At 71.1% G+C, this 26,536-nt stretch carries 23 protein-coding genes; 11 read left to right on the top strand and 12 right to left on the bottom strand.

The genetic code is table 11. From position 1 onward, the window contains the following. Positions 1-418: 418 nt before the first annotated feature. Positions 419-2,923 (bottom strand): helicase-associated domain-containing protein, encoded by a 2,505-nt coding sequence (locus ABD357_RS31485; RefSeq protein ID WP_344394419.1) that lies wholly within the window; start codon positions 2,921-2,923, stop codon positions 419-421. 658 nt (positions 2,924-3,581) lie between these two features. On the opposite strand from ABD357_RS31485, the gene ABD357_RS31480 reads away from it, so the two are divergent. Then, the gene (locus ABD357_RS31480) at positions 3,582-4,640 is read left to right on the top strand and encodes an HAAS signaling domain-containing protein (RefSeq protein WP_344394418.1); all 1,059 of its coding nucleotides are present in this window, start codon (positions 3,582-3,584) and stop codon (positions 4,638-4,640) included. Between the two features lie 21 nt (positions 4,641-4,661). Here ABD357_RS31480 and ABD357_RS31475 read toward each other — a convergent pair whose 3' ends face one another. Further along, positions 4,662-5,744, bottom strand: coding sequence for a FecCD family ABC transporter permease (locus ABD357_RS31475; protein WP_344394417.1), 1,083 nt, complete (start codon positions 5,742-5,744; stop codon positions 4,662-4,664). Beyond that, a complete protein-coding gene (locus ABD357_RS31470; protein WP_344394416.1) occupies positions 5,741-6,733 on the bottom strand; it encodes a FecCD family ABC transporter permease in 993 nt (330 codons plus the stop codon). The genes ABD357_RS31475 and ABD357_RS31470 overlap by 4 nt, the downstream gene beginning before the upstream one ends. 122 nt (positions 6,734-6,855) lie before the next feature. Here ABD357_RS31470 and ABD357_RS31465 point away from each other — a divergent pair, with 122 nt between their 5' ends. After that, positions 6,856-7,479, top strand: a complete 624-nt coding sequence (locus tag ABD357_RS31465; protein WP_344394415.1) for an HAD family hydrolase — start codon at positions 6,856-6,858, stop codon at positions 7,477-7,479. A 5-nt stretch (positions 7,480-7,484) separates the two neighbouring features. On the opposite strand, the gene ABD357_RS31460 is transcribed toward ABD357_RS31465, so the two are convergent. Next, entirely contained in the window at positions 7,485-7,733 is a 249-nt protein-coding gene (locus ABD357_RS31460; RefSeq protein ID WP_328769722.1) for a hypothetical protein, read from the bottom strand. A gap of 185 nt (positions 7,734-7,918) precedes the next feature. Between ABD357_RS31460 and ABD357_RS31455 the strand changes: the two genes are divergently transcribed. Next, positions 7,919-8,302 (top strand): cold-shock protein, encoded by a 384-nt coding sequence (locus ABD357_RS31455; protein ID WP_344394414.1) that lies wholly within the window; start codon positions 7,919-7,921, stop codon positions 8,300-8,302. A 183-nt stretch (positions 8,303-8,485) separates the two neighbouring features. Here ABD357_RS31455 and ABD357_RS31450 read toward each other — a convergent pair whose 3' ends face one another. The 4 genes from ABD357_RS31450 to ABD357_RS31435 are packed head-to-tail and all read right to left on the bottom strand — an operon-like array spanning position 8,486 to position 11,998. Beyond that, complete coding sequence (locus ABD357_RS31450) at positions 8,486-9,337, bottom strand: 1,4-dihydroxy-6-naphtoate synthase (RefSeq protein ID WP_344394413.1); 852 nt, start codon at positions 9,335-9,337, stop codon at positions 8,486-8,488. Then, on the bottom strand, positions 9,327-9,995 hold the full coding sequence (locus ABD357_RS31445; RefSeq protein ID WP_344394412.1) for a futalosine hydrolase: 669 nt from the start codon (positions 9,993-9,995) through the stop codon (positions 9,327-9,329). The genes ABD357_RS31450 and ABD357_RS31445 overlap by 11 nt, the downstream gene beginning before the upstream one ends. A 19-nt stretch (positions 9,996-10,014) precedes the next feature. After that, positions 10,015-10,521, bottom strand: coding sequence for a hypothetical protein (locus tag ABD357_RS31440; protein ID WP_344394411.1), 507 nt, complete (start codon positions 10,519-10,521; stop codon positions 10,015-10,017). Positions 10,522-10,564: 43 nt separating this feature from the next. Then, complete coding sequence (locus ABD357_RS31435; RefSeq protein WP_344394410.1) at positions 10,565-11,998, bottom strand: MFS transporter; 1,434 nt, start codon at positions 11,996-11,998, stop codon at positions 10,565-10,567. 399 nt (positions 11,999-12,397) lie between these two features. Between ABD357_RS31435 and ABD357_RS31430 the strand changes: the two genes are divergently transcribed. The 3 genes from ABD357_RS31430 (at position 12,398) to ABD357_RS31420 (ending at position 18,068) form a co-directional block, all read left to right on the top strand. Next, the gene (locus tag ABD357_RS31430) at positions 12,398-13,321 is read left to right on the top strand and encodes a DUF3027 domain-containing protein (RefSeq protein ID WP_344394409.1); all 924 of its coding nucleotides are present in this window, start codon (positions 12,398-12,400) and stop codon (positions 13,319-13,321) included. A 452-nt stretch (positions 13,322-13,773) separates the two neighbouring features. Then, the gene (locus tag ABD357_RS31425) at positions 13,774-16,968 is read left to right on the top strand and encodes a sacsin N-terminal ATP-binding-like domain-containing protein (protein ID WP_344394408.1); all 3,195 of its coding nucleotides are present in this window, start codon (positions 13,774-13,776) and stop codon (positions 16,966-16,968) included. Between the two features lie 173 nt (positions 16,969-17,141). Further along, the gene (locus ABD357_RS31420) at positions 17,142-18,068 is read left to right on the top strand and encodes a hypothetical protein (protein ID WP_344394407.1); all 927 of its coding nucleotides are present in this window, start codon (positions 17,142-17,144) and stop codon (positions 18,066-18,068) included. Between the two features lie 13 nt (positions 18,069-18,081). Here ABD357_RS31420 and ABD357_RS31415 read toward each other — a convergent pair whose 3' ends face one another. Next, the gene (locus ABD357_RS31415) at positions 18,082-20,478 is read right to left on the bottom strand and encodes an HAD-IC family P-type ATPase (protein ID WP_344394406.1); all 2,397 of its coding nucleotides are present in this window, start codon (positions 20,476-20,478) and stop codon (positions 18,082-18,084) included. Between the two features lie 152 nt (positions 20,479-20,630). On the opposite strand from ABD357_RS31415, the gene ABD357_RS31410 reads away from it, so the two are divergent. Then, entirely contained in the window at positions 20,631-21,002 is a 372-nt protein-coding gene (locus ABD357_RS31410; protein WP_344394405.1) for a DUF2530 domain-containing protein, read from the top strand. 4 nt (positions 21,003-21,006) lie between these two features. Here the strand turns inward: ABD357_RS31410 and ABD357_RS31405 are convergent, their stop codons facing one another. Continuing rightward, positions 21,007-21,189, bottom strand: a complete 183-nt coding sequence (locus tag ABD357_RS31405) for a ribbon-helix-helix protein, CopG family (RefSeq protein ID WP_344394404.1) — start codon at positions 21,187-21,189, stop codon at positions 21,007-21,009. 155 nt (positions 21,190-21,344) lie between these two features. On the opposite strand from ABD357_RS31405, the gene ABD357_RS31400 reads away from it, so the two are divergent. Continuing rightward, positions 21,345-21,782: a MarR family winged helix-turn-helix transcriptional regulator gene (locus ABD357_RS31400; protein ID WP_344394403.1), complete on the top strand. Its 438-nt coding sequence runs from the start codon at positions 21,345-21,347 to the stop codon at positions 21,780-21,782. 44 nt (positions 21,783-21,826) lie between these two features. After that, entirely contained in the window at positions 21,827-23,203 is a 1,377-nt protein-coding gene (locus ABD357_RS31395; protein ID WP_344394402.1) for an MFS transporter, read from the top strand. 13 nt (positions 23,204-23,216) lie between these two features. On the opposite strand, the gene ABD357_RS31390 is transcribed toward ABD357_RS31395, so the two are convergent. Next, positions 23,217-23,804 (bottom strand): Uma2 family endonuclease, encoded by a 588-nt coding sequence (locus tag ABD357_RS31390; RefSeq protein WP_344394401.1) that lies wholly within the window; start codon positions 23,802-23,804, stop codon positions 23,217-23,219. Positions 23,805-23,919: 115 nt separating this feature from the next. Between ABD357_RS31390 and thpR the strand changes: the two genes are divergently transcribed. Both thpR and ABD357_RS31380 read left to right on the top strand, forming a co-directional pair. Next, a complete protein-coding gene (thpR, locus tag ABD357_RS31385) occupies positions 23,920-24,489 on the top strand; it encodes an RNA 2',3'-cyclic phosphodiesterase (RefSeq protein ID WP_344394400.1) in 570 nt (189 codons plus the stop codon). Between the two features lie 349 nt (positions 24,490-24,838). Then, complete coding sequence (locus ABD357_RS31380) at positions 24,839-25,834, top strand: aldo/keto reductase (protein ID WP_344394399.1); 996 nt, start codon at positions 24,839-24,841, stop codon at positions 25,832-25,834. A 79-nt stretch (positions 25,835-25,913) separates the two neighbouring features. Here the strand turns inward: ABD357_RS31380 and ABD357_RS31375 are convergent, their stop codons facing one another. Next, positions 25,914-26,501 carry a Uma2 family endonuclease gene (locus ABD357_RS31375; RefSeq protein ID WP_344394398.1) on the bottom strand — a complete coding sequence of 196 codons (588 nt, stop codon included), beginning with the start codon at positions 26,499-26,501 and terminating at the stop codon, positions 25,914-25,916. Between the last annotated feature and the right edge of the window lie 35 nt (positions 26,502-26,536).

Below are 26,536 nucleotides of genomic sequence, written 5' to 3'. Positions count from 1 at the left end.
GGCGGGGCAGATCGGCGGCGTTTTGACGACCAGCCCGGCGAGCTCGATGCCGACGGCGGCAGCTTGTGTGGCGAAAGCGCCGGTCATCACGGCTGAGGCGGTCAGAACAGTGGCGACACGGCGGGCGACACGCATGGACGGACTTCCTTTCTGCGGCACTCGCCCGAACTTCAGCCGGGCGGTGCGGTCTTGATCAGGACAACCCGTGGCTGCCCGCCGACTCGCGCCGCGATGCGAGAGGTGTCCGGATGTCCCTCAAGGGAGCGAAGTCTCCGGCGTGGCGTGCATGATCCAGCGCGTACGCCCGTACGGGCGACAGATGAACTCAGGGTGCGTCGCGCCCCTTAGGGGCGCGGGGCTGTGACATATGCGGCTCCGCCGCGTGGGCGCGACCAGCCCCCTCCGGCCCGCGGGTTCACTACTGCGCTTCCAGCGGAGCGTTTTCGTCGGCGAGTTCCGCGACACCCGTGATGCGGTGCAGCGGAAACGTGCGGACCTCGTCCGCCGTGTGGTCGTACGCCGTCACGAAGCCGCCCTCGACGCGGATCGGGGCGATGACGCGCTGGCTGGCGGAGCCCTCGGCGTTGACGTAGCCGATCCACAGGGGCTCGCCGGTGAGGACGGCGGCCTGCATGGTGGCGAGGGTCTCGGCGGAGGTGGTGCGGGGGAGGGAACCGTTCGCGGCCGGGGCGGCGGCTTTGCGGGGAGCCGTGGAAGCCAGGTCGCCGGCGCGGATGGCGCGGATCGCGGCGGTCAGCAGGGTGGCGTCGGGGACCGGCGGGCCTTCGGGGACGGGCTCGGGGGCGGTGCGCGGCGGCGTGCGGTGCGCGTGGGCGCGAGCGATCAGTACGTCGCCCTCCGTCGACTCGGCGGCGGGCGCGAAGCCCATCGCGCGAAGGCCCTCCAGAAGCGTGGCCGGGTCGGTCCCTGCGGCCAGCACCGTGGGCGCCAGTCGGCGCAGACGCAGGTCGGCGGAGCGCTTGTCGGCGAGGATCTCGTTCAGCATGGCGTCGTCGTCGCAGCGGACGTACGCCGACGCGGCGCCGATCCGCAGATGGCCGTGCCTGCGGGCGACGTCGTCGATCAGGTAAGTGAGAGGCTGCGGCACCGGCGTACTCGAGTGCGCGGCGAGGAAAGCATGCAGGTCGGAGGCCGAACGGCCCGCGTCAAGGGCCCGCCGTACGGAACCCGGCGTGAACCGGTACACCGTCGCTCCGCCCTTCGACTCCACGTCCGCGAGCACCCCGAGCATGTCCGCCAGCGGGCGCTCCAGAGGGCCCGGCGCGACCGCCGTGAGGTCGGCCTGGAGCAGGACGTGGCCGAGGGGTGTGGGGAGCAGGGGGGCGAGGAGGCGGCCGGCGCGGGAGGCGGCCGCGGCGAGTTCGGCTCCCGTGAGGGGCGCGTCGGGCGGCGTCGCGAGCAGGGCCCGGCCGTGCGTGGACAGTGCTCCCCGGCCGGTGATCCCGAGCAACTCCGCCTCGGACAGGGCCCATCGGGCGAGGCGGGTGCGCAGATCGTCCGTACGGGCCTGGGACTCGGGGTTACGTAGCGGGCGTTCCCAGTGGAGGCGGGCGATCAGGGAGTCGGCGGCGGCCGAGGCGCCCTCGGGGAGGGCGGCGAGCAGGGCCAGGACGCGGTGGCGGACCTCGGGCGCGGCGGAGCGGTCGAGGCCCGGGCCCAGCGCCGAGAGCGTACGGTCCTTGGCGTCCCGGCCGCCGACCAGGCCCGGTGTGCGGGTCGCGGTCAGCCAGGCGGTGGCCAGCCGCGTCCAGCGCTCGGCCGCGGGCAGCTCCAGCCACGCGTCGTACGCGGGGGTCGCGGCGTACTGCTCGTCGGCCTCGTCGTCCGAGGCCAACAGGCCTGCCGCGTAGGCGAGTTCGATCCAGAAGGCCGCGATCGGCTCCGGTACGTCCAGGGCCACCGCGGTGCGTTTGAGGTCCCGTACGCTCAGCCCGCCCGCGCGCAGGACGGCCGGGCCGCCCTCGTCCCAGTCCTTCAGCAGCTCCTCGACGGTCGCGAGCGCTGTGTACGCCTGGCCTGCCGCCGTCGCGTCCACAGCCTGTGGGCGATGCGTGACGGCGGGCTCGACGGCCGGAGGAAGAGGCTCCGTTTTCCGGTGTGCGCGGCCCGCCCTCAGATGCAGGGCGACTTCGCGGGGGATTACGACGGTGCCGGGTGCCGTCGGCAGCAGCAGTCCGCGGTCGAGGAGCCAGCGCAGGCGAGGCGCCGGGTCGGCCGTGACCTGCCCGTACGGCGGGCCCCAGACCAGCCGCGACAGCACCTCCAGGGAGTCGGCCGGGGCCTCGTCGAGCAGGGCCCGCATCCGGGTGCGGTCGGTGAACAACTCCGTCAGCGCCGCCACCGCCGACACCGCGTCATGTGTGGTGGGCAGCCCGGCCGTCGCGAGGATCTCCTGGATACGGCCCGGCGACATGCCCGCCGTCGCCTCCGCGACCGTGGGGCCGAGCCCCGTCGGGGACGGGTGCTGAGGCGACGGCGCGAGCAGTTCGCGAGCCGTACGCACCAGACGCAGCCGGTCGTCCGCGCCCCACACCAGCGCCTGCTCGCGAAGTGTCGCCAGGGCGCGCGGGAGGGCACCGGTGACCTCCGGGTCGCCCTCGTCGCCGGCCAGGAGCGCCAGCAGCGTGTCGTACGCCGCCGGGTCCGGGGCCACGGCCAACGCCTCCGCCGTCTGCAGGGCGAACCGGTCCAGGTGCTCGAGGGCGCGGACCACGGACGCGCGGGTCCCTGCGCGGGTGGCGAGCTGGGTGAGGTCGGTGGGGACGGGGGTGATGAGGTCGGGGCGGACCTGGAGGAGAGCGGCGAGGGAGGCGTCGTCGCGGGCCCGCAGTTGCTCTGCGAGCGAGCGTGGCGCTGCGCTGGGCTGGGCCGGTTCCTCTGGGGGCCGGTGGTTGACGCTCATCCTGCCCACGGTAGCGGGTTGCCTCCGGCGGTTGGGCGGGTTGGGTTCGTGGAGGTTGCGTCACTCCTGACCGCCGGGGTCCGTTGGCGGAGGGTTTCCTTTCCCCAGCTCCGCCCCTTCCCGAAACTGGGGGCTGCGCCCCAGGCCCCCCGCGAGGGGGTGGGGGGTGACAGTCGTGGCGCGGCTGCGGGTGCGTCGTGGCTGGTCGCGCCCACGCGGCGGAGCCGCAGATCGACACAGCCCCGTGCCCCTGAAAAGCAAAAGCCTGCGACTGAAAAGCAAAAGCCTGCGACTTCCGGCGCCGCGAGCAACCCCGCGCCCTGAAAGCCCGTACCCCCAACTACCCGCAGCTTCCCACCGGCGGGAGGGGACGTGGGCCGGTGCGTCGTATGCCCGTCGCGTAGGTTCTGTCTCAGGTCACCTGCGCCTTGTGTGAGTCGGAGGGCCGTATGCCCACCCTGCGACGGGCTGACGCACCGGCCCACGGCCCCGACCCACCACCCATCCAGGGGCGCGGGGAACTGCGCGAGCAACCACCCACCAACCCGCAGTCGCCAGGTGCACCCCGACTCCCACCCCCGTAGGCACCCGGCGCGATACGGTCGGTAGTCAGGGGACCTGAGGACCACGCCAACACTGCCGCCCCCGGAGGGACTTCGTGGGGATCGAGAGCGACAAGCTCGTATTCGACTACCTGAGCCGCGTCGGTGACCTGGCCCAGAGCCGACAGCTGCCGTCGGGCACGCGGATGCGGCTCGTGACCGAGTTGCGCGGCGAGATCGACCGGCGCCGGTCCAAGGCGACCGACAGCCCGGCTTCCGTGCGCCGCATCCTCGCGCGGCTCGGCACCCCGGAGGAGGTCGTCGCCGCCGCGGGCACCGGCAGCGGGGAAAGCGAGGGCGGGGGACGGGAGTCCAATGCCGCCGTCCCCGTCCAGCGTGCCGAGGAAGCCGAGGAGCGCTCGAAGGGGCTGCGGCGCCTCGTCCCACGGCCCCGTTCCGCGGAGCCGTCCGCGGCCGGTGACGTACCGACGATTTCTGGTGACGTCCCCTCTCCGCCGCACCTCGCGAGTACGGAGGAGCTCGGGTCCGGGCAGCCCGACTGGTGGCGGGTGGACCGGAGTCCGTTCGGGCTGACGGACAGCGTGCCGGGGTTCACGGGAGGCGTGGAGATCCCGGAGCTGCTCAAGCCGCCGCCCCCAGACACCGAGGACACCAAGGACACCAAGGACACCGAGGGCACCGACAAAGCCGCGCCGAAGAAGCTGGTCAAGGAGCCGGTCCCGGTCGAGGCGGCCGAGCCCGCGGAAACGGCCGGTACGGCGAAGAAGCGGCGCCGTTTCCTCCCTTCGGCCCGCACCCGCCCCCATACCGGAGGCGGCCTCCCCAGCCCCCTTCTTCTGCTCGCCGCAGCGCTCCTCGTCGCCGGTGCCGTCATCGGCAACCTCGTCGTCCTCGCCCTCGGCTGGCTCATCGCCTACCTGTCGCGGCGTCTGACTCCGGCCGAGTCGAAGTTCGTGGTGCTGGGGGTGCCCGGCCTGGTCGCCGCGGCGGGCATCACCTGGCTGTGGGGGCGGACGGCCGGGCGCTGGGGCGACCCCATCGCCAAGGGCCAGATGAGCGACGCGATCGCCGAGACCTGGCCCTGGGTCCTCAAGGGCGCGGCCGTCGCCTCGGCGATCTACCTGGTGTGGAGGTCGCAGCGGCAACGGTCGTAGGGCTACGTCAAAGCGGCCGAGTCACGCCCCGACGTCAGACCGCACCGAACGGCTCCGGACGAGCAGCCAGATCAGATACGGCGCTCCGACCGCCGCCGTCAGCACCCCCACCGGCACCTCCGTCGGCGAGAACAGCCGCCGCGCCAGCAGATCCGCGAGTACGACGATGACGGCGCCGAGCAGTGCCGAGCAGACGAGGGGAATCTGCGCGGTACGCGTCATCCGGCGGGCGATCTGCGGGGCCAGCAGCGCCACGAAGTCGACGGGGCCCGCCGCGCCCGTCGCCACCGAGGCGAGTACGACGCTGATCACGACAAGTCCGAGACGCACCTGGTTCAGACGTACGCCGAGCGCGGTCGCCGTGTCGTCGCCCAGCCCGACCATCCGCTGCGCCCAGGCCGCCCACGCCATCGCCAGCAGGAGGACCAGCAGCGTCCAGCCGAGGGGCGCCGCCTCCGCCCAGCCGCGACCGTTCAGCGAACCCGTCATCCAGATCTGCGCCTGCTGGGCGACCAGATAGTCGCCCTTCGTCATGAAGAGCGTCGTGAGCGAGCGCAGGGCGATCGCGAACCCGATGCCGATCAGGACGAACCGGGTGGCGTGCAGACCGCCGCGCCAGGCGAAGGCGTACACGAGTGCCGCCGCGAGGATGCCGCCGGTGACCGACAGATACGGCAGGACCGCGTACGACGTCACGCCGAACGTCATCGCGCCCACCGTCAGCGCGCTCGCGCCCTGGCTGATGCCGATGATGTCCGGGCTGGCGAGGGGATTGCGGGCAACGGTCTGGATCAGCCCGCCCGCCACCCCGAAGGCGGCGCCGACGAGCAGTCCGACGACGAGCCGGGGTGCGCGCAGGGTTCCGACGACGAGTTCGTTCGCGGACGGCCGGCCCGTCAGGACCTTCAGGACCTCGCCGGGCGCCACAAAGGCTTCGCCGACGCAGAGGTACGCGAGACAGGCCGCGGCCAGCAGCCCGGCCAGACCCGCGGCCACCGCGACCGCCCGCCGGTGCAGCAGGACCGTGACCCGCCGGGCGCGGACCACGGTGTAGCCGGCTGCCGCAACCGCCGTCTTCGTCACCGCCGTTGGCGCCGCCGTCACACCGACACCGCCTTCCTGCGGACGAGCCCCACCAGGAACGGCACCCCGATCAGTGCCGTCATCACCCCGGCCGGAACCTCGCTCGGCGGGAACACGATCCGGCCGACCGTGTCCGAGACGAGCAGCATCGTCGGTCCGAGGAGAGCGGAGAGAGGCAGCACCCAGCGGTGCGCGGGCCCCACGATCGCGCGGGCGACGTGCGGCACCGCGAGCCCGATGAAGGCGAGCGGCCCGGCCGCCGCGACCCCGACGCCGGTGAGGATCGTCGCGCCGAGCCCGCCGACGACCCGTACCGTCGCGACCCGCTGCCCGAGCCCTTTCGCCACGTCCTCGCCGAGCGCGAGCGCGTCCAGGCCGCGGGCCACGGACAGCACCAGTACGAACCCGACGAGCAGGAACGGCCACACCTGCCCGACGATCTCCGCGTCTCGCCCGGACAGCGCGCCCACCTGCCAGAAGCGGAACTCGTCCAGCGCGGAAGCCTTGGTGGTGAGCACGGCGGTCGTGACGGACACGAGAAGCGCGTTCACGGCCGCGCCGCCGAGCGCCAGCTTGACCGGCGTCGCCCCGCCCCGCCCGCTCGACGCGATCGCGTACACCACCACCGACGCGATCCCCGCCCCCGCGAACGCGAACCACACATACCCGGTGAGCGTGTGGATCCCCGCGAACGCGATCGCCAGCACCACGCCCACCGACGCGCCCTGGCTGATGCCGAGGATGCCGGGGTCGGCGATCGGATTGCGAGTGATGCCCTGGAGCACGGCTCCGGCCAGCGCGAGGCCCGCGCCGACCATCAGGCCGATGAGCGTACGGGGCACCCTCAGGCCCCGTACGACCTCGGCTGCGTCACTGTGACCGCCGTTCAGCAGTGCGTCCAGGACCGCCGTCGGCGCGATCGCACGGGCGCCCACGGCCAGGCTGAACAGCACCGCGAGCAGCAGAGCCACGAGGGCGGCGGCCATCGCGAGTGCGCGTCTGACTGCCATGGTCCGGTGACTCCGCGAGGGGGAACGGTGGTTGAAGAGTTTGGTAAGGCTTCGCTGAGTGTATGGGGCGGCTGTGAGGGCCCGGCGGTCGGGCGCATGGCTCATACGACCTCCTGGGCACAATGGCCCATATGACTTCTCCGGTGCTGACCGTCGGCTTCGACCTCGACATGACCCTCATCGACTCCCGCCCCGGCATCCACGCCTGCTACCTGGCACTCTCCGAGCGGACGGGGACGTTCATCGACGCCGATCTGGCCATCACCCGGCTCGGTCCGCCGCTGGAGGAGGAGCTGGTCAACTGGTTCCCGGGCGACCAGGTCGCCGCCATGGCCGACGTCTACCGCGAGATGTACCCCACACACGCCATCGCCGCGACGCCCGCGATGGCCGGCGCCCACGAGGCGATCGCGGCCGTGCAGGCGGCGGGCGGGCGCGCGGTCGTCGTCACCGCCAAGTACGAACCCAACGCCAAGCTGCACCTGAAGCACCTCGGCATCGCCGCCGACGCCGTCATCGGCGACCTGTGGGCCGAGCGCAAGGCGGAGGCGCTGCGCGAGTACGGGGCGGGTGTCTACGTCGGCGACCACACCGGTGACGTACGCGGTGCGCGGATCGCCGACGCGCTGTCCGTGGCGGTGGCCACCGGGCCGTGTGACGCGGAGGAACTGCGTACGGCGGGCGCGGATGTCGTACTCGCGGACCTGACGGCGTTCCCCGACTGGCTGGACCGGTACCGCTCCTAGACTCCTTACTGCACGGAGCGCGCCCGGCGGCGCTGCGCCGCCACCGTTCGGAGCACACCCGCTCCCGCGATCAGGAAGCCCACGCCCATCAGCATGCTCAGGCCGAACATGTACGCCGGGAAGGGCGACTTGCCGAGCAGCAGCGGGGCCACGGTGACCAGAGTGGCCACGGCCCCTACAAAGAAGACTATGCCGCCGGTACGGACCAGTCGGTCACCGGGTTCGGCGGAATTCGCTTGGGTTTTGTCACGCACTCGACCAGGGTAGTTCCCTGCGCGAAGGAACAATCCGGGGACGTCTTGTCAGCCGCCGCCGGACCATTAGCCTTGGTACCGGCGGGTCGGGCACGACCCGCTGTAGTGCTATCCAGAGCAGTTTTCCCAAATCGTTCATCATTCAGCCAGAGCACCAACCGACGACTACGAGGACGAGGACAGACGTGCCTACCGGCAAGGTCAAGTGGTTCAATTCTGAGAAGGGCTTCGGCTTTCTCTCCCGCGACGACGGCGGCGACGTCTTCGTTCATTCCTCGGTCCTGCCCGCCGGAGTCGATGCTCTCAAGCCGGGCCAGCGCGTGGAGTTCGGCGTCGTGGCAGGCCAGCGCGGCGACCAGGCACTCTCGGTGACCATCCTGGACCCGACCCCCTCCGTGGCGGCAGCCCAGCGCCGCAAGCCGGACGAACTCGCGTCGATCGTCCAGGACCTGACCACGGTGCTCGAAAACATCACGCCCATGCTCGAAAAGGGCCGCTACCCCGACAAGGCCTCCGGCAAGAAGATCGCGGGCCTGCTGCGGGCGGTGGCAGACCAACTGGACGTGTAGAGACTCCTGCGAGGCCCTTTACGGATGCGCCGGCGCGTCGGCGGCGAGAGGCGGAATCAGCCCCTCCGCCGCCGCCCGCGGCACCTCTTTTGGCCGCCCTCGCACTGCTTCGCAGCCACGCCGCGGTAGCGGCACATCGAGCACTGCGGACGCCTGCGCCGGACTCCGTTCCGTCGGTTTTGGTCAGGGAAACGCCAGTGTGTCAGGCCCGAGCGGCGGGACCAGTCCTTCGGCCGCCGCCCGCGTGAGCAGCCCGCGGACCGCCGCGTAGCCGTCCTCGCCGAGGTCTGCCGTGAACTCGTTGACGTACAGCCCGATGTGCTGGTCCGCGACCGCCGGGTCCATCTCCTGGGCGTGCTCCAGGACGTACGGGCGGGAGGCCTCGGGGTCGTCCCAGGCGGCGCGGACGGACGTACGGATCGAGTCGGCGAGCAGCCGCAGCGCGTCCGCGCCCAGTGACCGCTTGGCGATGATGGCGCCCAGGGGGATCGGCAGGCCGGTGGTGTCCTCCCAGTGCTCGCCCATGTCCGCGAGCTTGTGCAGCCCGTACTTCTGGTACGTGAACCGCGCCTCGTGGATGACGAGCCCCGCGTCGACCCGCCCGTCCCGTACGGCGGGCATGATCTCGTGGAACGGCATGACCACGATCTCGCCGACGCCCTCCGGGAGCGTGTCGGCCGCCCAGAGGCGGAACAGCAGATACGCCGTCGACCTTTCGCTGGGCACCGCGACCGTACGGCCCGTCAGGTCGACGCCCGCCTCCGGCGTCAGCACCAAGGGCCCGCAGCCCCGCCCCAGTGCGCCCCCGCAGGGCAGCAGGGCGTACTCGTCGAGGACGTACGGCAGCACGGCGTACGACACCTTGAGCACATCCAGCTCGCCTCGCTCGGCCATGCCGTTGGTGATGTCGATGTCCGCGAACGTCACCTCGAGCGCGGGCGCTCCGGGGATCCGTCCGTGGGCCCAGGCGTCGAAGACGAAGGTGTCGTTGGGGCAGGGGGAGTAGGCGATCTGCACTGGCTGCTCAGCGGACATGTGGGTTCCAACTCTCCAGTACGGGCGGGAGCTTCCCGAACACCTCCGTGAGCGCCGCGAGCGCGTCGCCGATGCGCCAGGCGGCACGGTCGCGGGGGCCGACGGGGTTCGACACGGCGCGCAGCTCCAGCACGGGCACACCGTGCGCGGCAGCCGCCTCGGCGACCCCGAACCCCTCCATCGCCTCGGCCAGCGCTCCCGGATGACGGCGCCGCAACTCGACGGCCCGCTCGGCGCTTCCGGTCACGGTGTTGACGGTGAGGACGGTGCCGGTACGGGCTTCGGTGACGGCCGCGACTTCTCGTACGAGTGATTCCGGCGGCCGGTGGGTGACGGCCCCGAAGCCGAGCTCGGTGACCGGCACGAAGCCGTCCGCGGTCTCGGCGCCGAGGTCCGCGACGGTGATCTCGTCGGCGAGGACCAGGGATCCCAGGGGTGCCTCGGGCTGGAAGCCGCCACCGATGCCGGCCGAGACGACCAGGTCGTACGGGGTCCCGGCCAGCGCGGCGGTGGTGAGGGCGGTCGCGGTCGAGACGGCGGCGGCCGCCGAGCCCACGCCCGCGACGAGCACGTCAACGGTGGTGGGACCGCTGCCGCCGAAAGCCGAAGCCACCGCGTCCCGTTCGACCGGGACCGCGGTGGCTACGAGGATGCGCATGGGCAGTGGACCGAGCGCCTCAGGCGTCCGCGTTCTCGAGCTTGAAGTTCCACACGCCCTGGATGTCGTCACCGGACTGCTGGACGACGCTGATGTTCAGCTCGTCGGGCGCCTGCGTGCCCTGCTGGTCGGCGAAGAGGTCGACGCCCTGGAAGGCGTAGTACGTCTTCTTGAGGGGTGAGATGACCTGCTGGCCGTTGATCCACAGGGACCAGCCCTCGTCCGCGATCTCCGGGTCCACGCCGATGCGCAGCGTCTCGCCCTGCGGCACCCTGAGCGTGTCCGCGGCCTTCTCCCGGGTGCACTCGGTGGCCTTGGCACGGGCGATGGTCTTGCCGTCCTTGTAGCACTCGGCCTCGGCGCTCTTCGAGGTCTTGCCGACCGTGACGGTCGCCATCGGCGTCGGCTTGTCACAGGCGGCCAGGACGAGAAGTCCGGCACAGACAGCGCCGACGGCGGTGACGGCGCGACGACGGCGAACGTGGCCGTGTGCAGTAGCGGCACTGCCGCGGGGCAGGGAGGTCATGGGGGCAGGCTATCTGGCGTGGGGGGTGCCCCCGCCAACTGGGTCAGGCCACCCGGGCGCGCGGGCGGTCCCCGCGGTGCCGGGCCGCGCTCAGCAGTCCGCGGACCGTGGTGAGCCAGCCGGCGGCGACGATGGCGGTGGCCATCGACATGCCGAGGGTGCCGTTGAGTGGCAGCGCGATGCCGATCGCGCCGCCGACCACCCAGGACATCTGCAGCAGCGTTTCCGAGCGTGCGAAGGCAGATGTACGGACCAGCTCGGGCACGTCGCGTTGGATCAGGGCGTCCAGCGACAGCTTGGACAGGGCCTGCGCGAAGCCCGCGAACGCCCCGAGCACCGCCACCACGGCCGCCCCGAAGAAGGCCGCCGCCGTGATGGCCACCCCGAGCACGACCGCGATCACCGTCACGATGATCACCTCCGGCGCCCGCGATCTCAGGGCCGCCCCGACGGCCGTGCCGAGCGCGTTGCCCACGCCCGCAGCGACGCCCACTATGCCCAGCGAGACGGCCGCGCTCTGGCCCCCGAGCGGATGCTCGCGCAGGAGGAACGCCAGGAAGAAGATCAGGAACCCGGAGAGTCCGCGCAAGGCCGCGTTCGCCGCGAGCGCGTGGGTGACCGCGGGTCCGACCGTACGCAGTCCGGGGCGCTGTGGCGGCTTCAGGTGCGGCCCGTGCAGATGCTGCTCGTCCGCCGCCAGCAGCGCCTTGTCCTCGCCCTTCGCGGAGTCGACCTTGGACGGCAGCGAGAACGACAGGAACGTACCCGCCACGAAGATCACGAACGCTCCGTACAGCGGATAGCGCGGCCCCAGCGCCTGAAGCCCCGCCCCGATCGGCGCCGCCACCCCTGTGGCGAGCAGCCCGCCCAGCGTGACCCGGGAGTTCGCCTTCACCAGCGAGAAGTTGGGCGGCAGCAGCCGTGGCACGACCGCGCTTCTGACGACGCCGTACGCCTTCGACGCCACCAGGACGCCGAGGGCGGCCGGATACAGCTCGATGCTGCCTGTGACGACCGCGCCCGAGAGCAGCAGGGCCATGAACGCGCGCGCCATGAACGCGCCCGCCATGGCGGCGCGCCGGCCGTGCGGGAGACGGTCCAGGAGAGGGCCGACGACCGGGGCGAGCAGCGTGAACGGAGCCATCGTGATCGCGAGGTACAGGGCCACTCGGCCACGGGCCTCGTCCGTCGGGACCGAGAAGAAGACCGTCGAGGCGAGCGCCACGGTGATCATCATGTCCCCGGCACCGTTCACCCCGTGCAGCTCGATCAGCTTGCCGAGCCCTGATTCGCCCGCTCCGTGCGCGTGTGTCGCTTTCCGGATGCCCCGCGCCGTCCCCGTGAACGGCAGGTGGAGGGCACGCCCGACGGAACGGAGAGCCCCGCGCACCGGACCCGCTCCGCTCATCCCGCCACTTCCCTCGGCACCGCCTCCACCGAGTCCGGCGGCACCTTGGGACGACCTCGCGCTTGCCACTCCGTCATAGTGCCCCTTGTTGGGCGGTGATAGTGCGTTACCGCGCGTATGAGAGCCGAGTGGACCGGCCGAGTGGCCCGGTGGGGCCGGCACGGGAAGCCGGCGCGGCGTGCGGGACAACGGCTCGCTCCGGCAACGGCTGCCGACTCGGTGTGTGCCCGGCGGCGGCGAGAGGGTAGCGTGCGTAGCGCGCCCCGCGACGGTGGTTCTCGGCCGCGCGCCTGACGGTCATCCCGCAGAATGGATGGTGTAGGTGCGCCCGAGTGCGATCGGGCGCGGACGTCGACGCGGCCCTCCCCCGGTGCCTGAAGGGTCTGGGAGGTGCCCCCAGCCGCTCCGTCCGCACCCCCGGCGAGGGATGGCGCACTCGTGAGACGGCGTAGGAGAGAAGCGATACCTGTGAGCGCGACAACGCGAAGCCGCACCCCCGACCGTCTGTGCGCCGAGGCCGTCGACCTCGCCAGGGCCGCCGCCGAGGAGGCCGCCGCGCCCGGTGTCGTCGGGGAGCACTCCGGGCTCGTCTCCGAAGGGGACCGCGTCGTCACGCACTTCTTCGAGTGCAAGGAGCCGGGCTATCGCGGGTGGCGCTGGGCGGTGACCGTCGCACGGGCCTCGCGGGCGAAGCTCGTCACGCTCGACGAGACGGTGCTGCTGCCCGGCCCCGACGCGCTGCTCGCTCCCGAGTGGGTGCCGTGGAGTGAGCGGCTGCGGCCCGGGGACATGGGGCCGGGGGATCTGCTCCCCACGGACGCGGAGGATCTCCGGCTCGAGCCCGGTTTCACCGGCGAGGACGAGCCCGCGCCGAACTCGCCCGTCTCCGAGGAGATGGCCGAGCTCGTCGAGGCGGAGGACCTCGAGGTGACGGCCGGGGCGCCGGCGACGCTGCCCGTCGTGCCCTCGCGTGGTTCGATCGCCGCCGTCGCGGAGGAGCTGGGGCTGCGGCGGGCCCGTGTGCTGTCCCGGTACGGCCTGCACACCGCGGCCGATCGCTGGGAGGACTCGCACGGTCCCAAGACCGCGATGGCTCAGGCGGCGCCGGCCTCGTGTGTGAGCTGCGGTTTCCTGTATCCCATCGGTGGGTCGCTGGGGCAGGCGTTCGGTGTCTGCGGCAATGAGTTCTCGCCGGCGGACGGGCGTGTGGTGTCGCTGGCGTATGGGTGTGGGGGGCACTCGGAGGCGGCGGTCATGCCTGCGCCTCCGCGGCCGGCTCCTCCGGTGATCGACGAGACCCGGGTCGACCCGTTCCCCCTTCGTCCGTCACCGGACTCGGGGTCCGTTCCGGTCGCCTCGGACGAGTCGTCGGCGGAACTGGGTCACTCCTGACCACCGGGGTCTGTTCGCGGGGTTTTCTTCCCCAGCCCCGCCCCTTCCCGAAACTGGGGGCTGCGCCCCCAGGCCCCGCCAGGGGGTGGGGTGACACTCGTGTCGCGGCTGCCAGTCCGTCGTGGCTGGTCGTGCAGTTCCCCGCGCCCCTGACGGGGCGCTCCAGGAGCCGTCAGCAATCATGCTCACCAGCCACGATGTGCCTGCAGCCTCCCACCGGCCCATGGCCCCGACTCACCACGCGCCCCAGGGCGCGGGGCTGTGACATCAACGGCTCCGCCGCGATGGGGCCCGCTCGGGCGAAGCCGAGAGTGGGGGAGCGACCAGCCACAACGAACCCGCACCCGACAACGAACCCAACCCGCCCAACCGCCGGAGACAACCGGTACCTTCGGTGCCGCGACCGAAAGGCACCACCCCCGGCCGCACCCCCCGAAGAAGGAGACTGAACCGTGACCAAGTTCGTGCGGCCGGCGGCCGAGGGCGCGGACCCGTTCGGGACGGGGCGGCTGCGGCGTGGGGTGCTGGACGCCTGGGCGGCCAGCCCGGCACGGTTCCGGGAGGACGCGAACGCCGAGGAGGACCTGGCCCTCGGCGGCTACCGCGACCGCCTCGTCGTCGAGCTGGCGCAGAACGCCGCCGACGCCGCGGCCCGCGCCGGCGTACCGGGCCGCCTGCGGCTCACCCTCCGCGGCGGCGTCCTCGTCGCCGCCAACACAGGCGCCCCTCTCGACGCGGCCGGCGTCGAGTCGCTGTCCACCCTCCGTGCCTCCGCCAAGCGCGAGGACCACGAAGGCACGGTCGGCCGCTACGGCGTCGGCTTCGCCGCCGTGCTCGCGGTGACCGACGAGCCCGCCATCGTCGGCCGTCACGGCGGCGCCCGCTGGTCCCTCGCCGAGGCCCGCGAACTCGCCATGGACACCGCCCGCCGCACCCCGGGCCTGGGCGACGAGATCCGCCGCCGCGACGGTCATGTGCCCCTGCTGAGGCTGCCGTTCGCCGCCGAGGGCACAGCCCCGGACCCGTACGACACCGTCGTGATCCTCCCGCTGCGCGACCCGGCGGCCCAGGACCTCACCGAACGCCTCCTCGACTCGGTCGACGACGCCCTGCTCCTCGCCCTGCCCGGCCTGGAGGAGGTCGTCGTGGAGACCGGTGAGGGGGACGAGGGCGTACGGACGCTGCGGCGGCACAGCGAAGGCGGCATCGTCACCGTCGAGGACTCGCGGGACGGTACGACGCGCTGGCGCACCGTCTCTGCGTACGGCCCTCTCGAAGCGGCCCTGCTCGCCGACCGGCCCGTCGAGGAGCGGCTGCGCCCGCAGTGGTCGGTCACCTGGGCCGTACCCGTCGACGCCGACGGCGCCCCGGCCCGCCCCCGCACCAGCCCCGTGGTCCACGCGCCCACGCCCAGCGACGAGGCCCTCGGTGTGCCCGCCCTGCTCATCGCCTCGTTCCCCCTCGACACGACCCGCCGCCATGCCGCCCCCGGCCCGCTGACCGACTTCCTCGTGCAGCGGGCGGCGGACGCGTACGCCGAACTGCTCGCCGACTGGCGGCCGGTCGGTACCGGGATCATCGACCTGGTGCCGGGCCCGCTCGGAAAGGGGGAGCTGGACGGTGCGCTGCGGCAGGCGATCCTGGAGCGGCTGCCCCGTACCGCCTTCCTGCCCCCGGCGGTCACTCCGGCCGCGGAGGACACCGACCTGCCGGAAGCGCTCCGGCCCCGCGACGCCGAGGTCGTCGAGTCGGCGGGCGCCGAGACGGTACGCGTACTCGCCGAGGTGCTGCCCAGCCTCCTCCCCGCCGGGCTCGAACGGCGGGTGGAGCTGCGGACGCTGGGCGTCGCGCGCGTACCGCTGACCGAGGCGATCGACCGGCTCGCGGGCCTGGAGAAGGAACCGGGCTGGTGGCGGCGGCTGTACGACAGCCTCGCCGGGGTCGACCCGGACCGGCTCTCGGGACTGCCCGTGCCGCTCGCCGACGGACGTACGACGATCGGTCCCCGCCACATCCTCGTGCCCCTCCCCGACGGTCCCACCCCCCACGACACCTGGGCCGCCACCTCCGAAATCCTCGCCCGCCTGGGCCTCAAGGTCGCGCACCAGGACGCCGCCCATCCCCTCCTGGAGAAGCTCGGCGCCCTGCCCGCCACCCCGCGCGCCATCCTCACCACCCCGCAGGTACGCGCGGCCGTCGCCGCCTCCCTCGACGACGACGCCGGCTGGGACGAGGACGCCCCGGACGCCGAGGAACTCGCGGACACCGTCCTTGCCCTCGTACGCGACGCGGGCCTGGAACCCGGCGACGAACCCTGGCTGGGCGCCCTCGCCCTCCCCGACGACGAGGGCGAACTGGCCCCGGCCGCCGAACTCGTCCTCCCCGGCAGCCCCTTCGCCCAGGTCATGCGCGAGGACGAACTCGCCTCCGTGGACGCCCAGTTGGCCGAACGCTGGGGCGAGCAGCCGCTGGCCGCCTGCGGCGTACTGGCCAACTTCACCCTCGTACGCGCCACCGATGTCGTCCTGGACCCGGACGAACTGGAACCCCGCGAGGGCGACTACGCCGAACCCGACGACGTCGGCCTGCTGGACGCCGTGGACGTCTGGTGCGAGGACGTGCTCGACCGGCTGCCCGACACACCCGTGCCCCCGGTCGCCACGGAGATCACCGCCGTACGGGACCTCGACCTGGTGGACGACGACCGCTGGCCCCAGGCCCTCGCCCTGCTCTCCCGCCCGCCCCTGCGCGACGCTCTCACCCAGCCGGTACGCGTCCTGCTTCCGGACGGCACACACGAGATCGTCCGCCCGTACACGGCGTGGTGGCTGCGTGGCCACCCGGTCCTGGACGGCCGCCGCCCGGCCGGCCTGCGAGCGGCGTTCAAAGAAGAGCCCGAAGGGCATTCGAATGAGGGTGGTGGTGGGCGACGGGCGGGAGACCCGCTTCTCCACGGCCTGTACGACGCCGCCGACGCGACCGGCTTCGAGGACGAGCAGGTGCTACGGGCCCTGGGCGTCCGCACATCGGTGGCCGCCCTGCTCGGCGAACCGGGCGGCGCAGCCGAACTCCTGGACCGCCTGGCCGACCCGGACCGCGAGGTTTCGTCTCCCCAACTGCACGCCCTGTACGGCGCGTTGGCAGACCTGGACCCCGAGCAGGTAACGCTCCCGGACGACCTCCGGGCCGTGCGGGACGGCGAGATCGTGGTCGTGGACGCGGCCGACGCGGTGGTGGTGGACTCCCCGGACCTGCTCCCGTTCACGGCCGGGGTCCCGCTGCTGCCCGTACGGCCCTCACACGCCGCCGACCTCGCCGAACTGTTCCAGGTGCGGCGCCTGAGCGAGTCGGTGACCGGCGAGGTCACCAGTGAGGGCGTCGAGCACGAGGTCCCCGACTCCGTACGCGTCCTGCTGGGACCGTCGACCCTCGAGACGTACGTCGAACACGAGGAACTCTTCATCGACGGCATCGAGATCGACTGGCGCCGCACCCGTGACGGCGTCCTGCACGCCGCCACCTTGGAGGGTATCGCCGCGGGCCTCGCCTGGGCGGCGGGACAGTGGCCACGCCGCTTCGAGGTCGCCGCACTGCTCGAAGACCCGTCAAGGACCGAGGAGCTGGCGCGGGACCGCTGGTTCGACTGAGGAAATGGGGCCGCGGCGAACGATGTGATCTTGATCACATTCATGGAATTTCATCGCCCTACAACCACTCACCCCTGTAAGGGATCTGATCACTGAGTCAACAGACTCCACGATCACTTGGGCCCCACGTGAAGACGACACCGTGGGGACCCCTTTCTCCGTCAGGGGAACGCATGCGCATTCGAGCAACCGTGGTCGCCGCCTCCGGCGCACTGGCCCTCTCCGCCCTCGCCCTTCCGGCCGCGCAGGCGGACGACGCCGCCGCCTCCCGCGCGGACGTCGCCGACATCCGGGAAGCCGCCCACGCCGATTCCTCCGGCGACACCGCGTTCAGCACCTCCGCCGCCGCGGCGGACGAGCCTTACGCGATGGACGTCACCTTCTCGAACTTCAAGATCGCTTCGGCGATCAAGGTCGGCACCACCAACCGGGTCACCGTGCCGGTCACCTACACCATGACCCACGGCGCCGACGTCGACATCACCGCCGGGGACTTCTTCACCGACCCCTACATCTACAAGGGTTCGTTCGACTCCCCGGACAACGTCCTCATGGGCGACGAGTCGGCCACCTGCACCGCCACCTCGTCGACCACCGCCACCTGCAAAGGCACCATCGACGTCTACCCGGCCTACGGCGACCTGATCAACGCCGACGCCGGCAGCTGGAAGGGCGGCGCGATGGCCATCACCTTCAACGGCCAGGACCCGTCCAGCGGCTCCTTCGACATCAGCCAGGTCGGTTACGCGGACCAGGGCGACCTCGCCTCCACAAAGGTCCAGCGCTACTCCCGGCTGACCGTCAACGCGAGCCCCGAGCCGCTCTACAAGGGCAAGACCCTGACCGCCACCGGCAAGCTGACCCGCGCCAACTGGGAGACCAACACCTATAAGGGCTATACCAACCAGCCGGTCAGGCTGCAGTTCCGCAAGGTGGGCACCAGCACGTACACCACCGTCAAGACGGTGTACTCGGACTCGTACGGCAACGTGAAGGCGACCGCCACCGCCAACTACGACGGCTACTGGCGCTTCCGTTTCGAGGGCACCTCGACCACTCCGGCTGTCTCCGCCACGGGTGACTACGTCGACGTGCGATAGGCCGGCGGGAGCTCTACGCGGGAAAGCGGCGGTCCACCCACTTCCACATGAACTCCAAGGTGACCGCCGCAACCACCGCGATCCCGACGGCAGTCCACGGCATCGGCGCCCCCACCAGCTTCAAAGCGAAGAAGTCCTGGAGCCACGGCACAACGAGCACCAGCAGAAAGCAGGCCCCCATCGCCGCAACCAGCCCCACCCGCCACCACGTATACGGCCGGGCGATGATCGCCAGCACCCACATGGAGATCAGAAACAGCGTCAACGTCGCCGCACTGGTCTCCGCCGCCAAGGACCCCGGCCCGCTGTAGTACTCCCGAGCAATCAGATACGTGGCAAAGGTGGCAAACGCGGCAACAGCGCCCCCCGGAATCGCATACCGCATCACCCGCCGCACAAAGTGCGGCCGAGCCCGCTCCTTGTTGGGCGCGAGCGCGAGAAAGAACGCCGGCACCCCGATCGTCAGGGTCGACAGCAGCGTCAGATGCCGGGGCAGGAACGGATACTCGACCTGCGAGATCACCACCATGATCGCCAGCAGCACGGAGTACACCGTCTTGACGAGGAACAGCGTCGCGACCCGGGTGATGTTGCCGATCACCCGCCGCCCCTCTGCCACCACGGAGGGAAGCGTCGCGAAACTGTTGTTGAGCAGCACGATCTGCGCCACGGCCCGCGTGGCCTCCGACCCGGACCCCATGGAGACGCCGATGTCGGCGTCCTTGAGGGCCAGCACGTCGTTCACACCGTCGCCGGTCATGGCGACGGTGTGCCCGCGCGACTGGAGCGCGCCCACCATGTCCCGCTTCTGCTGCGGGGTGACCCGCCCGAAGACGGTGCCCGAGTCCAGCGCCTCGGCCATCTCGTGCTGCTCGGCGGGCAGCCGGCGCGCGTCCACGACGTTCCCCGTGAGCCCCAGCTTTCCGGCCACCGCGCCAACGGACACCGCGTTGTCGCCGGAGATGACCTTGGCCCGTACGTTCTGCTCGTCGAAGTACCGCAGTGTGTCCGCGGCGTCAGGCCGCAGCCGCTGCTCCAGGACGACGAGGGCGGTCGGCTCGGCGCCCTCGGCGACCGAGGGATCGTCCAGCTCGCGCCCGGCCCGGGCCAGCAGCAGCACCCGCAGCCCCTCCTCGTTGAGCCGCTCGGTCTCGGTGAGCGCCGGGTCCCCGTCGGGCAGCAGTACGTCGGGCGCCCCGAGCAGCCACGTACTCGACTCGCCGTCGCCCTCGCTGAAGGACGCCCCGCTGTATTTGCGTGCCGAGGAAAACGGCAGCGCCTGAAGGCAGCGCCAGCCCGAGCCGTTCGGGTAGGTTTCGATGATCGCCTGCAAGGACGCGTTCGGCCGCGGGTCGGAGTCCCCGAGCGCGCCGAGGACGGTGCGTACGTACGTCTCGTCGTTGCCGTCCAGCGCATGCAGCTCGCGGACGTCCATGCCGCCCTCGGTCAGCGTGCCCGTCTTGTCGAGGCAGACGGTGTCGACGCGGGCGAGACCCTCGATGGCGGGGAGTTCCTGCACGAGGCACTGCTTGCGGCCGAGCCGGATGACGCCGATCGCGAAGGCCACCGACGTCAGCAGCACGAGACCCTCGGGGACCATCGGGACGATGCCGCCGACGGTCCGCGCGACCGAGTCCTTGAAGTCGTTGTCCTTGACGACGAGCTGGCTGATGATGAGGCCGATCGCGGTCGGGACCATCATCCACGTCACGTACTTGAGGATCGTGGAGATGCCGGAACGCAGCTCGGAGTGGACCAGCGTGAACCGGCTCGCCTCCTCGGCCAGCTGCGCCGCGTACGCCTCGCGCCCCACCTTCGTAGCGGTGAACGCGCCGCCGCCCGCCACCACGAAGCTGCCCGACATGACCTGGTCGCCGGGCTGTTTGACGACCGGGTCCGCCTCACCGGTGAGCAGCGACTCGTCGATCTCCAGGCTGTCGGTCTCGACGCACTCGCCGTCCACGACGATCTTGTCGCCCGGTCCGATCTCGATCAGGTCCCCGAGCACGATCTCGGAGGTGCCGACTTCCGCGGCGGCCCCGTCCCTGCGTACGGTCGGCCGTGCCTCGCCGATCAGCGCGAGCGAGTCCAGGGTCTTCTTCGCGCGCCACTCCTGGATGATGCCGATGCCCGTGTTCGCGAGGATCACAAAGCCGAACAGGCTGTCCTGGATCGGCGCGACGGACAGCATGATCACCCAGAGGACGCCGATGATCGCGTTGAAGCGGGTGAAGACGTTCGCGCGGACGATGTCGACCGTGGAGCGGCTGCTGCGCACGGGGACGTCGTTGACCTCGCCCCGGGCCACCCGCTCGGCGACCTCGGCGGCGGTCAGGCCTCTCGCACGGGGGAGGGGAGCCGGCACAGGGTGCACGGGATCGAGTTCGGCGCCCGCGTCGATGTGCGTCATGCAGACGACGGTACGGTGCGATTTGGGGCTTCACACGCCCAGCGCGGCAAAGATCCGACCAGGGGAGGACGGGAACGCGGGGAAATGGTGCCGTAGTTGTACGGGGCGCCCGGGGCCCGGGGGCCGCCCCGGAACCCCCGTAAGCTGTCCCCATGGCGAAGTGGACACCCAGGCACGAGGCACCGGAACCCCTTGAGGGGCCCGTTGTCGCCACCATCACGGGTGGCACGGTCCTCTGGTTCGTCCTCTTCCTGGCGCAGCTTCCCTTCTACGGCTGGTTCGACGACCACGGGTATCTGTGGTGGCTGTGGACGTGCCTGGCCGGCGGGGGACTCGGGTTCATCGGCATCTGGTACGTACGCAGGCGGGATGCGGCGATCAAGCGCGCAGAGGCCGAGGCGGAGGCTGACGCCGATGCCCGGACGGATGTCGCTGCCGATGCGGGAGCCCAGGCGGATGCGGGCGCCGATGCGGGCGCCGATTCCAACGCCACCGCGGCGGAGGACCGTCACGTGACCCCGTAGGGCCTCACGTAACCCCGTAGAACCTCTCCGTCTCCTCGACCGCGGTCTGGAACCGCGCGTCGAAGTCATCCCGGACAAGCATCTGGACGACATAGTCCTGGACGCTCATCCCCCGTTTCGCCGCACGGTCCCGGAGCCGTTCGAGCAGCTCCTTGTCCATCCGCAGACTGAGCACGCTGGTCCCCATGGGTACGAGGGTTGCCGCCGCCGGCCGTGCCGCGGGTCATTTTTCGGCGCGGGCTCACTCATATGGGTGATGGCAGGGTTCAGTGTCCGGGGTCACGGGCATAGGGCGGCCGTCCAGGTGGTATTTAGCGAGAGTAATGAGTTACCCTAAACAACATGCCTGACCTCACCCATGGCGACGACGTTGCCGCCGTGAACTCTCTGCGATCCGCCGTGATGCGCCTGTCGCGCCGACTCAAGCACCAGCGGGTCGACGAGTCGTTGAGCCCGACCGAGATGTCGGTGCTCGGCACCCTCGCCCGCTGCGGCACGGCCACGCCGGGCGAGCTCGCCCGCAAGGAGCATGTGCAGCCGCCCTCGATGACCCGCATCGTCGCGCTGCTCGAAGCCAAGGGCCTGGTCAGTCTTCAGCCGCATCCCGAGGACCGGCGTCAGAAGGTCGTCGCGCAGACCGAGCGCGCCGAGGCGATGCTCGAGGAGAGTCGCCGCAAGCGGAACGTGTGGCTGGCCGGACTGGTCGACGGCCTCGACGAGGACGAGTGGGCCAAGCTCCGCGAGGCCGCGCCCGTCCTCGAGAAGCTGGCGCACCTGTAGCGGGCCCTGCGGGCCGCATCCCCAGTCAAAGGAGGCGAACCCTGTTGAGTACGGGACCCGGAGCAACCTCCGCCCCCGGACCGAACACCCCCGATTCCCCCACCACCGTCACCGCAACGGCCCAGTCGGCCAAGTCGTCGACCTTCAGCTCACTGCGCATCCGGAACTACCGGCTCTTCGCCAGTGGAGCCATCGTCTCCAACACCGGCACCTGGATGTCCCGCATCACCCAGGACTGGCTGGTGCTGAGCCTGACCGGCTCCTCGGCCGCGGTCGGCATCACGACCGCGCTGCAGTTCCTGCCGATGCTGCTCTTCGGCCTGTACGGCGGAGTCATCGCCGACCGCTACCCCAAGCGCCGCATGCTGTTCTTCACCCAGGGCGCGCTGGGCCTGTGCGGTCTCGCGCTCGCCGTGCTCACGCTCAGCGGCCAGGTGCAGGTCTGGCACGTGTATCTGATCGCGTTCCTGCTCGGCATGGTCACCGTCGTCGACAACCCGACCCGGCAGACCTTCGTCTCCGAGATGGTCGGCCCCGACCAGGTGCGCAACGCCGTCAGCCTCAACTCGGCCAACTTCCACTCCGCCCGCCTCATCGGCCCCGCCGTCGCGGGCGTCCTGATCTCGACGGTCGGCAGCGGCTGGGCCTTCCTGATCAACGGCCTCGCCTTCCTCGCGCCCATCACCGGCCTGCTCCTGATGCGTACGAAGGAGCTGCACAAGGTGGAGCGGGTGCCGCGCGGCAAGGGCCAGCTGCGCGAGGGCCTGCACTACGTGGCCTCCCGGCCCGAACTGATCTGGCCGATCGTGCTCATCGGGTTCGTCGGCACCTTCGGCTTCAACTTCCCCATCTGGCTCACCGCGTTCGCCGACGAGGTCTACCACGCGGGCGCCGGGACGTACGGCTTCCTCAACACCCTCATGGCGGTCGGCTCGGTCGCCGGAGCACTGCTCACCGCCCGCCGCGGCTCGGTGCGGCTGCGGATCCTGGTGGGCGCGGCCCTGCTGTTCGGCGTACTGGAGATCGCTGCGGCACTGTCCCCGTCGTACTGGCTCTTCGCCCTGCTCATGATCCCCACCGGCATGGCCGCCCTGACCGTGAACACCACCGCCAACGCCAGCGTCCAGATGGCCACCGACCCGGCCATGCGCGGCCGCGTCATGAGCCTGTTCATGATGGTCTTCGTCGGCGGTACGCCGCTCGGGGCGCCCATCGTCGGCTGGATCACCGACACGTTCGGCGCCCGCATCGGCTTCGCTTTCGGCGGTCTGATCTCACTGCTCGCGGCGGCGACGGTCGGCCTGATCCTCGCCCGCGTCGGCGGCCTGCGGCTGTCGGTGGGCTGGGACCACGGTCATCCGCGGGTCCGCTTCGTGCCGCGGGAGGAGAAGCCGGAGCGGGAGCTGGCGACGGTGGCGTAGGGCGGGCCCGTACTCAGTCGCGGGGGAACTCGTCGGTCTTGAGGACGAGGCCGACCACGGTCCCGGTCAGGTCGATCTCGTAGCCGAAGTCGAGGCTCTGGTGCCCTCGGTACTCGCCGTCCTTCGGCAGCGTGTGCAGGTGCCACTTGCCGGTGTACGGGTCCACGATCAGGTACACCGGCACCTCGGCTGCGGCGTACGTGGCCAGCTTCGGCTCGTAGTCGTTGCGGGCGGTGTCCTTGGAGATGACCTCGGCGACGAACTCGACGTCCTCATGCCGCAAGCGGCCTTTCTCGTCCGGCTCGAAGTCCGCCGCGAGGGCGGCCACGTCGGCCGCGAACCCATTGAGATGCCCGGGGAAGTCGATGCGGACGTCGGACATCAGGCACTCGTCGGGGTACCGGGCGCACAGCTGCTTGAGGATGCTGAAGATGATCCGCCAGTGCGTGCGGCGCTGCGGCGACATGAAGATGTTCCCCCCGACGATCTCAACCTTGTATCCCTCGGGGACGGGCATCTTCTCCAGCCACTCGAACATCGCGTCGAGCGTGAGTTCGCCGCTGTCTTCAGCCATCGCGATCCTGTCTTCAAGGACGGTCATCGTGGCGCTCCTCCCCGGCTGCGACTCGTTCGAGTCCAGCCGCGCGGTACAACGATACGCACGGTGACCGGGTCACGCTCCGGCGCGAAGGCGCACAGCCGGGGAGACTGGATCCATGAGACTCTTCGCCGCCGTTCTGCCACCGGAGGATGTGACCGCCGAACTCGCCGCGGTCGTCGATGAGTTGGGGGAGCTGCCGGGCGCCGAGAGCCTGCGCTGGACGGGCCGCCCCGGCTGGCACTTCACGCTCGCGTTCTACGGCGAGGTCGACGACGCACTCGTACCGGATCTGTCGGCGAGGCTTGAGCGGGCGGCACACCGGACGGATCCGTTCGCGCTGGAACTGCGGGCCGGAGGCCACTTCGGGCGCCGGGCGCTGTGGGTCGGCGCGACCGGCGACGTCCGTACGATGCGGCTGCTCGCCGAGCGCTCGGAGGCGGCGGCCCGCAAGGCGGGCGTCCCGATGGAGGAGCACCGCCGCTACCACCCGCACCTCACCGTCGCCCGGAGCCGGGGCCCGGCGGACTTCGCGCCGTACACCGCCCTGCTGAACGACTTCGCCGGGCGGCCGTGGACCGTGGCCGAGCTGTGCCTGGTCCGCAGCAATCTTCCCAGGTCGGGCGTACCGGGCGAACGCCCCCGCTACGAGACGATCGCCCGCTGGGCCCTCGGCTCGGGCGGCTGAGGGTGTCCGGTTAGGCTCGATGACGTGGACCCCAAGACACGTAACCGGATCATGGCCGGCGTACTGGTGCTGATGCTCGTGGTGGTGGCGCTGGCGGCGGCGCTCGGCGGCCAGTAGCCGGCTCGGCAAGCGACAGCGAGCGGCGCCGAACGGTCGCGTCGCATCGGCGGCAACCGCGCGGACGGGGCCACCGCGCGCCTGCACAGGTCTGCCGGGTGACCGTCACGCGTGCACGAACAGCCAGATGCGCCAAGGGCTGAAGCACAGTCGGCGGGGCCGGTGCGCACGGATGCACAGCGGACGGGACGCCCTTGCTTCGAGTGGACTCCAAGGAGTTGGCTGTTGCTCCATGAAGTACACGCAGCTCGGACGTACCGGACTCAAGGTCAGCCGACTCGTCCTCGGCACCATGAACTTCGGCCCGCAGACCGACGAACCCGACAGTCACGCCATCATGGACGCCGCACTGGACGCGGGTCTGAACTTCTTCGACACGGCCAATGTCTACGGGTGGGGCGAGAACAAGGGCCGTACGGAAACGATCATCGGGAACTGGTTCGCGAAGGGCGGTGACCGCCGCGACAAGGTGGTCCTGGCCACCAAGGTCTACGGCAACATGGCCCCGGACGGCGCCGGCCCCTGGCCCAACCACGACAAGCTCTCCGCGCTCAACATCCGGCGCGCGGTGGACGCTTCGCTCAAGCGGCTGCAGACCGACTACATCGACCTCTACCAGTTCCATCACATCGACCGCCGCACTCCCTTCGAGGAGATCTGGCAGGCGATCGACACCCTCGTCCAGCAGGGGAAGATCCTGTACGTGGGGTCGTCCAACTTCCCCGGCTACAAGATCGCCCAGGCCAACGAGATCGCCGCCCGCCGCCACGGCACGATCGGCCTCGTCAGCGAGCAGTGCCTCTACAACCTCGCCGAGCGCCGCGCCGAGATGGAGGTCATCCCCGCCGCGCAGGAATACGGCCTGGGCGTCATCCCCTGGTCCCCGCTGCGCGGCGGTCTGCTCGGCGGCGTAATCAAGAAGGAGGTCGAGGGAGGCCGCCGGGCGAGCGGCCGGGCCGCCGACGCCCTCGCCAACACCGCCATGCGCGCGCAGATCCAGGCGTACGAGGACCTGCTCGACAAGCACGGCATCGAACCGGGCGAGGCGGGCCTCGCCTGGCTCCTGACCCGCCCGGGCGTGACGGGCCCGATCGTCGGCCCGCGCACGGCCGAACAGCTCGACTCCGCCCTGGGGGCCCTCGAGCTGGAGCTGAGCGAGGAGCTGCTGGCCGGCCTGGACGAGATCTTCCCGGGACCCGGGCCGTCTCCGGAGGCGTTCGCGTGGTGACGGCGTAGGTCGACTGCCGGGGGTGGCCGCCACAACACCGGCAGATGGCCGGAGAGCGGTGGCCACCGACCGTCGCTTGCTAGTCGCGGGGGAACTTGTCGGTCTTGAGGGTGACGCCGACAAGGGTGTTCGTCATGTCGACGTCCGTGCCGAAGGCGATGGAGAGTTCGCTGAGGTACTCGCCGTCCTTGGGCTGGGTGTAGAGGTGGCACTTGCCCTCGTAAGGGTCGGCGATGAGGTAGACACGGACTCCGGCGACGGCGTACGCGGTCATCTTGGGGCCGTAGTCGTTGGCAGCGGTGTCCTTGGAGATGACCTCGGCGATGAATTCGACGTCTTGGTAGCGCCAGCGCCCCTTGCTGTCCTTCACCGATCGGTCGGCCAGCGCGGCTACGTCGCAGGCGAAGCCGTTCAGGTGGCCCGGGAAGTCGATCCGCACATCCGACGCCAGCCGGTTGATGGGGTACTTGGGGCGCAGCTGCTCCAGGATGTTGAAGATGATCTCCCAGTGGGTCTGCCGCTGCGGTGACATGAAGATGTTCCCCCCGACGATCTCGACCTTCGTTCCCTCGGGGATGGGCATCTTCTCGAGCCACTCGAACATGACGTCCAGCGTCAGTTCGCCGCTGTCTTCGGCCATCGCGATCCTGTCTTCAAGGACGGTCATCGTGGCGCTCCTCCCCGGCTGTCACCCGGTCGAGT

The sequence above is a fragment of the Streptomyces vastus genome, assembly GCF_039532825.1.
Taxonomy (GTDB): domain Bacteria; phylum Actinomycetota; class Actinomycetes; order Streptomycetales; family Streptomycetaceae; genus Streptomyces; species Streptomyces vastus.
The sequence above is the reverse complement of the archived record's forward strand: the minus strand, read 5'-3'. Positions and strand labels throughout refer to the sequence as shown.

What these genes read in the sequence shown, in the direction of transcription:
- ABD357_RS31410 (WP_344394405.1), top strand. Translation starts at nt 20,631, where the DNA reads ATGGCGAAGTGGACACCCAGGCACGAGGCACCGGAACCCCTTGAGGGG.
- thpR (WP_344394400.1), top strand. Translation starts at nt 23,920, where the DNA reads ATGAGACTCTTCGCCGCCGTTCTGCCACCGGAGGATGTGACCGCCGAA.
- ABD357_RS31405 (WP_344394404.1), bottom strand. Translation starts at nt 21,189, where the DNA reads ATGGGGACCAGCGTGCTCAGTCTGCGGATGGACAAGGAGCTGCTCGAA.
- ABD357_RS31450 (WP_344394413.1), bottom strand. Translation starts at nt 9,337, where the DNA reads ATGTCCGCTGAGCAGCCAGTGCAGATCGCCTACTCCCCCTGCCCCAAC.
- ABD357_RS31465 (WP_344394415.1), top strand. Translation starts at nt 6,856, where the DNA reads ATGGCCCATATGACTTCTCCGGTGCTGACCGTCGGCTTCGACCTCGAC.
- ABD357_RS31440 (WP_344394411.1), bottom strand. Translation starts at nt 10,521, where the DNA reads ATGACCTCCCTGCCCCGCGGCAGTGCCGCTACTGCACACGGCCACGTT.
- ABD357_RS31485 (WP_344394419.1), bottom strand. Translation starts at nt 2,923, where the DNA reads ATGAGCGTCAACCACCGGCCCCCAGAGGAACCGGCCCAGCCCAGCGCA.
- ABD357_RS31380 (WP_344394399.1), top strand. Translation starts at nt 24,839, where the DNA reads ATGAAGTACACGCAGCTCGGACGTACCGGACTCAAGGTCAGCCGACTC.
- ABD357_RS31415 (WP_344394406.1), bottom strand. Translation starts at nt 20,478, where the DNA reads ATGACGCACATCGACGCGGGCGCCGAACTCGATCCCGTGCACCCTGTG.
- ABD357_RS31400 (WP_344394403.1), top strand. Translation starts at nt 21,345, where the DNA reads ATGCCTGACCTCACCCATGGCGACGACGTTGCCGCCGTGAACTCTCTG.
- ABD357_RS31390 (WP_344394401.1), bottom strand. Translation starts at nt 23,804, where the DNA reads ATGACCGTCCTTGAAGACAGGATCGCGATGGCTGAAGACAGCGGCGAA.
- ABD357_RS31445 (WP_344394412.1), bottom strand. Translation starts at nt 9,995, where the DNA reads ATGCGCATCCTCGTAGCCACCGCGGTCCCGGTCGAACGGGACGCGGTG.
- ABD357_RS31420 (WP_344394407.1), top strand. Translation starts at nt 17,142, where the DNA reads ATGCGCATTCGAGCAACCGTGGTCGCCGCCTCCGGCGCACTGGCCCTC.
- ABD357_RS31470 (WP_344394416.1), bottom strand. Translation starts at nt 6,733, where the DNA reads ATGGCAGTCAGACGCGCACTCGCGATGGCCGCCGCCCTCGTGGCTCTG.
- ABD357_RS31375 (WP_344394398.1), bottom strand. Translation starts at nt 26,501, where the DNA reads ATGACCGTCCTTGAAGACAGGATCGCGATGGCCGAAGACAGCGGCGAA.